The following is an 11,858-nucleotide window of genomic DNA, read 5'->3' as shown; positions in this document are numbered from 1 at the left end:
TGCTGTATATTTTAATAGCTTAATGTAATACCTGCTCCAAGTCCCATGTCACTGTCGTAGTGCGTGGAAAATGCAAAGTTCTTTGTAACAATGTACCGGAACCCCGCCATATATTCTTTGTCGGTGTTCACCATAAAACCAAAACGTAACCTTCTTGTAAGCGGTACATCCTCTCTTGTTAACTGCACCCTTACTTTACCATCTGTGTCTACAGAAGCATCTGCCACGATCAGCATGGGTAAAGTGTATTCCACGCCCACATGAAATACCTGCCTGAAGTCCTTTGTATTCTTTTGCCCGAAGAGATTTTTCTCCGGTTCATCCATTTTGCGGTAGCGCACGTCCCAACCGATGTAAGGGAACAGCCACTGGTTTTTACCGAGATATCTTCCGAAATGACTTTCACTTTCGTAACCATCCCGGTCGTTTAATCCTACACGCCATTCGGTGGACAAACGGTAACGGCTATTCGCAACTACGATTTCACCATCACTGCCGGTGCTTTCCAGTCCTACGCGCGCCATCGGGTACAACATACGGTCGTCTTTCTTCAACATGCGGTAGGCTTTAACAGGGTCCGGCACTTCCGGATTCGGCGGTGAATTTTCGTAACTGAACACCCGTCCCATGCCACTCATCATGTGATACAAAATGTGACAGTGGAAGAACCAGTCGCCGCTTTCAGTAGCGGCAAACTCAATCGTATCCACTTCCATCGGCATAATGTCCAGTACGGTTTTCAGCGGTGAGTATTCGCCCTGTCCGTTCAGCACCCGGAAAAAATGCCCGTGCAGGTGCATGGGATGCCGCATCATGGTGTTGTTGTACAACACGATCCGTACAATTTCGCCTTTCTTTATTAAGATCTTGTCTGTTTCAGAGACTACCTTGTTGTTGATACTCCATACATAACGGTTCATGTTCCCCGTTAGTTCAAAATGCAGGAGTTTAACGGGACCGGGCGGCAGCGTTGTTTTTTCCGGCGCCCGCAGCATGCCGTAGTTCAGGGTTACGATATCTCCGGCGGTGCTGTCCATTTGCATGTTTTGCATATCATGACCTGCATGTTTCGCTGGCTTATCATCGCCAGTGATTTCAGGATACATGACTGTGTTCATATCCATTACCTGGTTGCTCATTTGCATGCCGGTGCTGGTATCGAGGTTGCCATCCATTTTCATCATGTCGTTCATCATCTTCATGCCCTCAAAATATTTCAGGCGGGGTAATGGCTTTGCCGGCATTTTCATGCCCTGGCCCAGCCACAGTGAAGTGGAGCGGGTACGGTCTTCCGCAGTAGCAAGGAACTGATACTGCATATTATCGGGGATGGTCACTATTACATCGTAGGTTTCAGATACGCCCACGAGGAGCCGGTCTACTTCCACGGGTTCCACATCGGCCCCATCATTGGCAACTACGGTGAGTTTCCCGCCGGCATAGTTCAGCCAGAAATAAGTGGAAGAGCTGCCGTTTATGATGCGTAACCTTACTTTATCGCCGGCTTTAAACTGTGGTTGTTCATCTGTTTCTTTTCCGTTCGACAGGAAGCGTTCGTAATATACATCGCTCACATCCATTGCATTCATGCGTTTCCATTCATTGGTCACCTTTGTTTTGAAATGCTTGTGCTGTATGGCTTCGGCATAACTCTGCACCGATCCTTTTTTGATGGCGAACCAGTCGTTGGCATTGTGCAGATACCGGTTTACGGTATGCGGGTGCATATCGGTCCAGTCGCTCAGCAACAACGTATATTCTTTAGCGGTAGTATCTTTCCGTTCATGGAAAACAATGGCGCCATACATACCGCTTTGTTCCTGGAACATGGTATGGCTATGGTACCAATAGGTGCCGTGTTGTACCACGGGAAAGCGATAGAGATGCGTTTCACCGGCTTTAACAGGCCGTGTGGTCAGATAGGAAACGCCGTCGTACTGATTAGGTAAGATGAGCCCGTGCCAGTGAATAGACGTTTCTTCTTTCAATGTATTGTGTACATAGATCTCTGCAGTGTCTCCTTCTGTAAAGTGCAGGACGGGTCCGGGAATGGTACCGTTGATAGTAAGTGCGTGGCTCATTTTACCGGAGTAGTGTACCATGCTGTCGCCTACGTACAAATCGTAGCGGACTACCTTTCGCGTAGTGTTTAAAGAAGCCTGTGCAGCAACCATACTACACAGGCTCATCAATGTTATATAGAGGAATACTGCTTTCATACGAATGATTAAAGACTATTTAATGGTATCGCTTACTTTACCGCAGGTGAGCATCTGGTTGCCGTAGTAAGGATTTTTAACAGCGTTGCTGCTGCTTAACCAGTAAGCCTTTTTCATAGGGCAGTATTCCTGGTATACCGGCTGTGCGGAAAGCGGTGTGGCTTTTGCGAGCTGGTAGAAATTATCAGAGAATGTTTTGAAATGTTCGCGTTGTTTACTGATATCTTTTGCTTCAGCTATTGCTTTGGCATCCGCCGTGAGCTTTGCTGCCAGCGGCATGTAAGCGTTGTGAACGGCAGGCGGCATGGATGACATATCGACGTGGGCAGCGGCTTTTACAAACTCATCTGCTTTGGCAGCTGCCACTTCCGCATTGCTGCTCACGAGTGCATCTTTAATATTGTAGTATAAAGAAAGTAAGGGAGATAACTGTATGGAAACAGTTTTATCCTGTGCCATACCCTGTTGCATAAATGCAGCTACCAATACGATGCCTGCCATTAATATTTTTTTCATGTCTGTTTGTTTTTACTTGTTGATAATATACTCCATGCTGCCTGTTATTACGATAATGCGTCTGCCTTGTAACCGGCTTTCTCTATCGCCACCCTGATTTCGCTTTTATCCAGGTTTTCTTTTGTCACGGTGAGTATTTTGTCGGGGCTGGCCAGGTCTACTTCCCAGTTATCTGCGCCTACCAGTTTATTTAATACAGGCGTTACCGTTGCAATACATCCGGAGCATTTGATATTGGTTTTGAATTGTGTTGCGTTCATGTTGATTCATTTTATCTGGTGATGAATAATTAATTTGATGATGTAAAATTACGATGCACCAGGAGCGGGACTGTTATACAATTCATGCTATCTTTTACATAATTCTTAATTCTTATGACCGTGTTGGGGCCTCTTTCAGGGGTACATGCGTCATTTTTGCCGGCTTCTCCTGAAAAATTATAAAATAATGCCTGTCTTCCTTACATTTATACGCACATGATTCAACAGGGGCGTACCCCACAATACAGACAATACCACAATTATGAAAAAAACAGTTTTATTGCTGGCGGCAACCATGATAAGTTCCTTCAGTTTTGCCGATGTTCGTTTACCCAACGTTTTCGGCGACAACATGGTGCTGCAGCGCGACAAGCCGATCCCGGTATGGGGTTGGGCTGATAAAAATGAAAAGGTCACTATCCGGTTCAATCAACAGGAAAAAACGGTAAAGGCCGATAAGAACGGTAAATGGAAGGTATTCCTGCAGCCGGAAAAAGCAGGCGGCCCCTATACCCTGTCCGTAAAAGGCAAAAATGATATCAGTTTTCACGACATCCTGATGGGCGACGTATGGATTTGCAGCGGGCAATCGAACATGGAATTCCATGTAAACGGGGTAACCAACGCCAACAAAGAAATTGCCCAATCCGCCAACCCCGCCATCCGGCATTTTTACCTGCCCAAAGCGATGTCGGTGACGCCGCTGGATGATGTGAATAAAAGCGCCTGGCTGCCGGCCTCACCGGAAAACACGGCCGATTTCACGGCAGTAGGCTACTTCTTTGCCAAAGCATTGAATGAGCAAACACATGTACCCATCGGGTTAATACATACTTCCTGGGGCGGCACCATCGTGGAAACCTGGATCAGCAAAGAGGGGCTGACCGGCAGCGACGAGTTCGGCGACATGATGCAACGCATTCCCACGCTGAACATGGACTCCTCCGCCATCGCCGCCAAAAACAGGCAGCAACAGCTTATCCAGAATTTACAGGGCGGCCTGCCCAATGCCGCCACCCTGGCCACCTGGTCTGCCGCCAATACGGATGACCAGTCCTGGAAAAAAATGAAAGTCCCCGGCCTCTGGGAAGAACAGCTGCTCCCCGACTTCGACGGTATCGTATGGTTCCGTAAAAGCTTCCAGGTATCCGCAGCAGATGCCGGCAAACCGGCGGAACTCAGCCTGGGCACCATCGACGACAACGACATTACGTACATCAACGGTACACAGGTAGGCAGTACCAAAGGCTACGATGCCGCCCGTACCTATCACATCCCTGCCGGTGTTTTAAAAGCCGGTAATAATGTAATTGCAGTAAGCATAGAAGACAACACCGGCGGCGGTGGTTTTTATGGAGATGCAGAGAATATTTTTCTGCAAACAGCCAGCCAGAAGCAATCCCTTACGGGCGACTGGTCCTTCCGTATCCAGAAGGCGCTGAACCCCGGCACCGCCGTTGGTCCCAACAGCTACCCATCGTTGCTGTTTAACGCCATGATTAACCCGGTACTGCCTTTTGCCATTAAAGGCGCCATCTGGTACCAGGGCGAAAGCAATGCCGACCGCGCCTACCAATACCGCAAAGCCTTCCCGCTGATGATCAGCGACTGGCGCCGGCTGTGGCACCAGGGCGACTTTCCCTTTTACTTTGTACAGCTGGCCAGCTTCAACTCCAGCAACGGCACCAGCCAGAAAGGCAGCAAGTGGGCAGAGCTGAGAGAAGCGCAAACCCTCACCCTGCAGGTACCTAATACCGGCATGGCCGTTACCACCGACATAGGCGAATCCAAAGATATCCATCCAAAAAACAAACAGGATGTAGGCAAGAGGCTGGCAGCCGTAGCCTTACATAGCACCTACGGACAAAACAACGTTTTCAGCGGCCCCATATACCAATCCATGCAGGTAAACGGCAGCAAGGCAACCCTCAGCTTTACCAGCACCGGCAGCGGTCTTATGGTGAAAGATAAATATGGCTATATCCGCGGATTTGAAGTAGCTGGCGCCGACAAGCAATTCCATTACGCCAAAGCATTCGTTGAAGGCGACAAAGTAGTAGTGTATGCAGACGAAGTAAGCACACCGGTAGCCGTGCGCTATGGTTGGGCAGACGATAACCTGGAAGACAACCTCTTTAACAAAGAAGGCTTCCCGGCAGCGCCTTTCCGCACTGACACCTGGAAAGGCGTGACCGAAGAAGTGAGGTACAGCGTGAAATAATGCAGCGAAGGTTGTCTTACTCAGGATTAAACTTATTTCACTGATTACCCTGATTTGATCACTTTGGGATTTTAATGGATTTTGGGAGATAGAAGCGGAAATGCGGATTTTGTCTTACTCAGGATTAAACTTATTTCACTGATTACCCTGATTTGATCACTTTTTGATTTTAATGGATTTTGGGAGATATAAGCGGATATTTTCGCTTTTATCTCCCAAAATCATTTAAAAGATATAATCAGTAAAATCAGCGTAATCAGTGAGAAAGACAAAATCCGCATTTCCGCTTCTATCTCCCAAAATCTTTTAAAAGATATAATCAGTAAAATCAGCGTAATCAGTGAGAAAGACAAAATCCGCGTTTCCGCTTCTATCTCCCAAAATCTTTTAAAATCAAAAAGTGATCAAATCAGGGTAATCAGTGAAATAAGTTTAATCCTGAGTAAGACAACCTACGCGCCGAACGTGATTCAGAACAGGGACGGCGCCGGCAGGAGGTCTGTTGCTTTGCCGGTTGCCACATCGGCGAGGGACTGGAGCAATTTTCGTACCTGCATTTCCGTGGGCAGGTCGGTGATCACGCCCTGATCGTTGATTTTTGTTCGTACCGAGGAGATAACGAGTTGCGCTGCCTCAGCGATCTTTGACTCGATGATCAGTAAGGTGCCGAGCAGCGACTGGTGGGCTTTATGGCCGGAAGTGCCGGCGGTGATCAGGGCGACGGGCTTTTTGGAAAAGTGCATGGAGGAGACGGTCCAGTCGATCGCATTTTTAAGTGTTCCCGGCACACCAATAGCATATTCCGGGGTGCATATCAGCACGGCATCGGCGGCGGCCAGTTGTGCCCGGAAATGTTGCACGGCCTCCGGCGCGCTGTTGGCGTCCATGTCCTGGTCGGGATTAAAATGCGGGATGGTGGTAAGGCTTTCCACCAGTTGTATTGTAAAGGTGTCCTTGCCCAGTTCCGTGATCGCTTTTATAAGATGATGATTGGAAGAAGATTGCCGGGTGCTTCCACAGATAGCCAGTAGTTTTATCGGTTGTGTCATATAAGTATTGTTCATTGGCTTGCAAATTAAGCGGATTCTCTTGATATCGCCTTCGGCGATGTTAAATTGTCTTGGAGCAGGATTACACTGATTATGCTGATTACGTTGATTTTACTTTTTGGATTTTATAAATGATTTTGGGAGATATCAGCGAAAATATCCGCTTATACCTCCCAAAATCATTTATAAAATCCAAAAGATCAAATCCGAAAAATCAGCATAATCAGTGTAATCCTGCTCCAAGACAATTTAAAGTCGCCGAAGGCGACACGGCCATCTCCCCGAGATTTTAAAAATTATTCTCCGGAAAAAAAATATATTTGTCGAACCACGTTCCGGATATCAACTAAGAGAAGAATTCCATGTATAATGAAACTGAATTACTGACCAATATCGCGGCAGGAGATGAAGCTGCCTTCAAACAACTTTTCGAACACCATAGAAAGAAGCTCTATCACTATGTACTGGCCGTTACCAAGTCAAGGGAGGTAGCCGAGGAAATTGTGATTGATGTATTCCTGAAGTTGTGGACGGGCAGGGAACTTATTACCCATATCCAGCATATGGACGCGTTCCTGTTCAAGGTGGCTTACAATAAAGCGATGGACTTCTTCAAGCTGGCCGCTAAAAATGCGAGGCTGCAGAAACTGGTAAGTGAACAAATGGAAGCCCACCAGGAGCAAAGCGCCGACTACAGCCTGCTGAACAACGAATGCCGGGAAATATTGAACAATGCGTATAAACAATTGTCGCCCCAGCGCCGCCTCATGATCACCCTAAGCCGCGAAAAGGGCATGACGCATGAAGAAATAGCCACAGAACTGAATTTATCCCGTAACACCGTTAAAAATACCATCACCGACAGCCTGAAGATCATTAAGCAATACCTGCTGAATAACCACATTACCCCTTTTGTGTACCTCCTGCTGCTGTCAGATTTATTTTCTGACTGATTAGTACTACCCCCTCCTTTTTGTCGTCATAGCAGTTATATAACTGGCATATGTCGTCTAATCCGTTAAGATTAAAACTATTACTGCAAAAATACCTGTCCGGCGACTGTAGTCCGCAGGAGCTGGAAGAGTTCTGGGCATTGATGGCGGAGCTGTCGGAAAACGACCTTGTTTCGCAGGAGCTGGCGGCGCTCTGGGAGCGTACGCCCCGGCCGGCGCAGGAGCCTGCGTGGGAACAATTGTATACAAAGTTGGAGGGAAAGATCCGGGAGGGGGAGGTTGATATGCTCAAGGTTATGACGGTAAAGCGCAACCCCTGGTACAAAAGGATGGCCGTTGCCGCCGCCGTAATATTGGCGGTACTCAGCGCCTGGTGGCTGCTGCCGGTTACAAAACCCGCTCCTACCCTTACCGCGGCGCTTCCCAAAACGCAGCAGTCATCCAATAAAATTATTACCCTTCCTGATGGCAGCGTGGTGACGCTCAATGAAAACAGCCAGCTGGATTATCCTGCCGCCTTTGATGGAGGTAGCAGGGAAGTATACCTGAGAGGAGAAGCTTTTTTTGAAGTGGCGCACGATAAAAATAAACCGTTCCTGGTGCATACCGGCGCCATAGTGACGCGGGTGCTGGGAACCTCCTTTAACATCAGGGCTGCCGGGGATGCCTCGCCTATAGCCGTTACCGTTACTACCGGCAAAGTACAGGTGCAAAAAGCTAATAACGCCGTGGTGGCAGAACTGCTGCCCGGTGATCAGTTAATACTGGACAAGGCCGCCATTGCCCCTTTGGTGACCAAAGCCAATATGAAAGAAGTGCTGGTCTGGAAAAAAGACGAGCCGGTATTTGAAGATATTTCCTTTGAAGCAGCGATTCCACTTATCAACAAATATTATGGTATTGATATCCGGTTCAGGGATGAATCCCTGCGCGTTAAAAAATTCACCGGTAATTTTATCAACGATCCCATGAAACAGGCGCTGGATGTAATTTGCGAGCTAACGCACGCTCAATGGGAAAAAGGACAGGACAGTATAATCTGGCTGGATAAACGATTTTAAAAAAAGGCTATACTAAGGACTAGTTAGTATAGCCGGTTGTCTTAAACATTTCGGTAAACATTTAAAAACTACCCAAAGGTATGAAATTTCTTATCAGGGGAAGGCTACGCCTTTTCCCAAAGCGAACGTTTGCGTATTATATGAAACTAAGTTGCTTACTCGCCTCTGCTTTTCTTTTCGGCATCAACATGCTGATTGCTGCTCCCGGCAAAGCGCAGCGATTGGAAGAAGTAGACGTCACCGTAAACCTGAAACGGCAATCCCTGAAGGAAGGTATTAAGCAAATCCAGCAGCAAAGCGCCTTTAAGTTTGCTTATGTTGCCGCACAGCTCTCTCCCTATGATGATATTACTTTGCCTGCGGAACGAAGATCCGTGCTGCAAACACTCAACCTGCTGCTGGAAAACACCGCCCTTACCTGGTCGCTGAATGCCAATACCATTGTCATCACCGAGAAGCGGGCAGCAGATCCCACACTATCTTCTGCGCGCGTGATCACCGTTAGCGGAAAAGTGACCGATGAAAAAGGCAGCGGGCTTCCCAATGTCACCATCACCATCAAAAACGGCGGTGGCGGGGCTATTACCGATGTTAACGGGCATTTTACCGTCCGGGTGCCGGATGAAAAAACCCTGCTTGTTTTTAGTATGATCGGGTATACTTCCGTGGAAATTGCCGCCGGCAGCGCTACCCCGCTGAACATCATCCTGAAGGAAGAAACCCGCTCGCTCAATAATGTGGTGGTAGTAGGATACGGCACCCAGAAGAAACGGAATGTTACCGCCGCCATCGCCTCTGTGCCCATGGCCGAAATGCGCGACATGCCTATTTCCAATGTGGCCACCGGTATGCAGGGGAAAATCCCCGGCGTGATTGTACAGCAAACAGGCGGCGCCCCCGGTGCTACCCCCGCCATAAAAGTACGCGGCTTTGGCTCTATCAGTGCAGGTACCAACCCGCTGATTGTAGTGGATGGCAATATCGTGGACGCCAGTGTGTTCAGCAATTTCAACAGCAACGATGTACAAAGCATTGATGTGCTGAAAGATGCTTCCTCCACTGCGATCTATGGCTCCAAAGGTTCCAACGGCGTGCTGATCGTAACCACCAAACGCGGCAAATCCGGTAAAACAAGGTTTAACGCCGACGTATATACGGGATTCCAGGAGCTTTCTAAAAAAATAGATGTGCTCAACTCACAGCAGTTTGCTGAATTCTCCAAAGAAGCCTCCAATAATGCTTACCTCGATAACGTTCCCGGCGCCAATATATCAGACCCGAACAGTGCACGCCCTTCTTCGTATTTGCGTTACCGTTATCCACGCGGCGATCTGTTTGAATGGTTCAACTTCGACGATCTGCAGAAGGTAGCCGCCATGCCTACATATGACTACCAGGATATGATTTTCCGCAAGGGAATGATCAACAACTACCAGGTAACCGCCAGCGGCGGCAATGATAACGCGCAATACCTGGTAACCGGTGCCTACCTGAAACAAGATGGCATCATTGAAAAATCCACACTCGACCGGTACTCCATCCGTGCGAATGTAGACATCAACGTAACCGACCGTTTCAAGCTGGGCGCCAATATCAACCCGGTATATAAAATCCAGAACGATGTAAACAGTGATGGTCACTGGGCTAACAATGGTATTATCAATGCGGCTTTATCTGCGGTACCGATGACACCTGTCTGGAACGCCGATCATAGCGCTTACACCTCGCAAACCGCACTGGCCGTACCTTATGGCTGGCCTGGCATCACTAACGCCGTAGCCAATATCACGGAAAATCCGAATGAGCTGATCACCACCAACCTGCTTACCAACGTGTACGCATCGTACCAGTTCCTGAAAGATTTCAGTTACCGCGCTACCGGTAACTTCAACGTAGGCTCTACCAGAAGGAATGCCTATAAAACATCCCGCATGCCGCTGAACCAGATCTTGCCGCCTACACAGGCCGTGGGTGAAGCGTCTTCTGATCAAACCACCAGCTGGCTGTTTAACCAAACCGTAAACTATACCAAAGCCACCGGCCCGCATAACATCGATGTGTTGCTGGGTATGGAGGCCTATAAATACCAGTACCAGAAAAGCCAGGCGATTGGTACTTCTTACGCCAACGACGTAGTGCCTACACTGAATGCTGCCGGGTTGCCGAGTACCGTCACTTCTTTCAGAACTGCCAATACTTCGACCTCCTACTTTGGCCGTGCTACTTATAACTACAAAGAAAAGTACATCGCCAATGTATCCCTGCGTGCAGATGGATCTTCCATCTTCGGCAGCCAAAACAGGTGGGGCGTATTCCCTGCAGGTTCCGTGGGATGGGTGTTGACAGAAGAACCATTTATGAAAAACATCCCGGTGATTTCCAACGCCAAACTGCGTGTGAGTTACGGGCTGGCAGGTAATAACCAGTTCTCCGGCGACTATCCCTACCTCGCTACACTGGAAGCTGATAACTACAGCTTCAACAACTCGCTGGTAAATGGTTTGGGCGCAGCCTCGCTTGGCAATCCTGAACTGGGCTGGGAAAAAAGCAAACAGTTCGACGCCGGCATTGACCTCGGCTTCTTCCATGAAAGGATCGGTATTGGCATCGACTACTATAAAAGAAATACCAACGACCTCCTGCTGGCAGTAAATGTGCCTACCATCACGGGTTTCAGCACCGCTGTTAAAAATATTGGCGCTATTGAAAATAAAGGCTGGGAGTTTTCCCTCGCCACCCGTAATCTTACCGGCGCCTTTACCTGGAATACCAACGCAACGCTTTCCTTTAACCGCAATACCGTGGTGGCACTGGGTCCTACGGGAGATCCCATCCGCAGTAATTCCGGCGTAAATGAAACCAATATCACGATAATCGGCAAACCGATCGGTAACATTTATGGATACAAACAGATAGGCATCTTCCAGAACCAGGCCGACCTAGACAAATTTCCACACGACATCACTTCAAGACCCGGTGATGTTAAGTATGAGGATGTAAATAAAGATGGAAAGATCACAGCAGATGACCGCACCATCATTGGTAACAGTCAGCCTGATTTTATTTACGGCCTCACCAACACCTTCCGGTATAAGAACTTCGACCTGATGGTGGCCATACAAGGCCAGCAAGGCGGAGAGATACTGAACCTCAGCCGCCGGTTCTTTGAAAACGTAGAAGGCAGCGCCAACCAGCTCACCACAGTGTTGAACCGCTGGCAGTCGGCCGACAAACCAGGCAATGGCATCATTCCCCGCGCCAACCAGCGCACCACCGGCAACAACAACGCCATCTCCAGCCGCTGGGTAGAAGATGCTACCTACCTGCGTATTCAAAACGTGAGTATCGGTTACCAGCTGCCGGAAAAAATATTACAGCATATCCGCCTGCAACAGGCCAGGATCTATCTCTCGGCTCAAAACCTCTACACGTTTACCGACTACCTGAACTATAACCCGGAAGTAAGCAATTACGAAGGCGCTTTAACCAGCGGCGTAGACTATGGCCGGTATCCGCTGGCCAGAACATTTGTAGTTGGGGTAAATATTGGATTCTGATCTTGCTAAAAAATTAAAGAAC

The 11,858-nt window shown here is 48.3% G+C and carries 8 protein-coding genes; 4 read left to right on the top strand and 4 right to left on the bottom strand.

All coding sequences use genetic code 11. The annotated features are described in order from the left end of the window. Positions 1 to 11 precede the first annotated feature (11 nt). From AB6805_RS21405 to AB6805_RS21395, 3 genes are read right to left on the bottom strand one after another with little or no spacing between them, the layout of a single operon-like run. Positions 12 to 2,219: a multicopper oxidase domain-containing protein gene (locus tag AB6805_RS21405; RefSeq protein ID WP_370911478.1), complete on the bottom strand. Its 2,208-nt coding sequence runs from the start codon at positions 2,217 to 2,219 to the stop codon at positions 12 to 14. Positions 2,220 to 2,234: 15 nt separating this feature from the next. Further along, a complete protein-coding gene (locus AB6805_RS21400; RefSeq protein ID WP_370911477.1) occupies positions 2,235 to 2,735 on the bottom strand; it encodes a DUF3347 domain-containing protein in 501 nt (166 codons plus the stop codon). A gap of 47 nt (positions 2,736 to 2,782) precedes the next feature. Next, a complete protein-coding gene (locus AB6805_RS21395; RefSeq protein WP_370911476.1) occupies positions 2,783 to 2,995 on the bottom strand; it encodes a heavy-metal-associated domain-containing protein in 213 nt (70 codons plus the stop codon). A gap of 262 nt (positions 2,996 to 3,257) precedes the next feature. Between AB6805_RS21395 and AB6805_RS21390 the strand changes: the two genes are divergently transcribed. Beyond that, positions 3,258 to 5,216 carry a sialate O-acetylesterase gene (locus tag AB6805_RS21390; RefSeq protein ID WP_370911475.1) on the top strand — a complete coding sequence of 653 codons (1,959 nt, stop codon included), beginning with the start codon at positions 3,258 to 3,260 and terminating at the stop codon, positions 5,214 to 5,216. A 470-nt stretch (positions 5,217 to 5,686) separates the two neighbouring features. Here AB6805_RS21390 and AB6805_RS21385 read toward each other — a convergent pair whose 3' ends face one another. Further along, complete coding sequence (locus tag AB6805_RS21385) at positions 5,687 to 6,280, bottom strand: NADPH-dependent FMN reductase (protein WP_370911474.1); 594 nt, start codon at positions 6,278 to 6,280, stop codon at positions 5,687 to 5,689. 347 nt (positions 6,281 to 6,627) lie between these two features. On the opposite strand from AB6805_RS21385, the gene AB6805_RS21380 reads away from it, so the two are divergent. The 3 genes from AB6805_RS21380 (at position 6,628) to AB6805_RS21370 (ending at position 11,836) form a co-directional block, all read left to right on the top strand. Then, positions 6,628 to 7,218 (top strand): RNA polymerase sigma factor, encoded by a 591-nt coding sequence (locus AB6805_RS21380; protein WP_370911473.1) that lies wholly within the window; start codon positions 6,628 to 6,630, stop codon positions 7,216 to 7,218. Between the two features lie 50 nt (positions 7,219 to 7,268). After that, a complete protein-coding gene (locus AB6805_RS21375) occupies positions 7,269 to 8,279 on the top strand; it encodes a FecR family protein (RefSeq protein ID WP_370911472.1) in 1,011 nt (336 codons plus the stop codon). A gap of 140 nt (positions 8,280 to 8,419) precedes the next feature. Beyond that, the gene (locus tag AB6805_RS21370; protein ID WP_370911471.1) at positions 8,420 to 11,836 is read left to right on the top strand and encodes a SusC/RagA family TonB-linked outer membrane protein; all 3,417 of its coding nucleotides are present in this window, start codon (positions 8,420 to 8,422) and stop codon (positions 11,834 to 11,836) included. The last annotated feature ends 22 nt before the right edge of the window (positions 11,837 to 11,858 follow it).

Source organism: Chitinophaga sp. RCC_12, from assembly GCF_041360695.1.
Lineage (GTDB): Bacteria > Bacteroidota > Bacteroidia > Chitinophagales > Chitinophagaceae > Chitinophaga.
Note: the sequence above shows the minus strand (reverse complement) of the source record. Positions and strands in the feature narration are given on the sequence as shown.

Bases quoted from the DNA above. Each gene is read 5' to 3' on its own strand.
- AB6805_RS21405 (WP_370911478.1), bottom strand. From the start codon at position 2,219: ATGAAAGCAGTATTCCTCTATATAACATTGATGAGCCTGTGTAGTATG.
- AB6805_RS21400 (WP_370911477.1), bottom strand. From the start codon at position 2,735: ATGAAAAAAATATTAATGGCAGGCATCGTATTGGTAGCTGCATTTATG.
- AB6805_RS21395 (WP_370911476.1), bottom strand. From the start codon at position 2,995: ATGAACGCAACACAATTCAAAACCAATATCAAATGCTCCGGATGTATT.
- AB6805_RS21390 (WP_370911475.1), top strand. From the start codon at position 3,258: ATGAAAAAAACAGTTTTATTGCTGGCGGCAACCATGATAAGTTCCTTC.
- AB6805_RS21385 (WP_370911474.1), bottom strand. From the start codon at position 6,280: ATGAACAATACTTATATGACACAACCGATAAAACTACTGGCTATCTGT.
- AB6805_RS21380 (WP_370911473.1), top strand. From the start codon at position 6,628: ATGTATAATGAAACTGAATTACTGACCAATATCGCGGCAGGAGATGAA.
- AB6805_RS21375 (WP_370911472.1), top strand. From the start codon at position 7,269: ATGTCGTCTAATCCGTTAAGATTAAAACTATTACTGCAAAAATACCTG.
- AB6805_RS21370 (WP_370911471.1), top strand. From the start codon at position 8,420: ATGAAACTAAGTTGCTTACTCGCCTCTGCTTTTCTTTTCGGCATCAAC.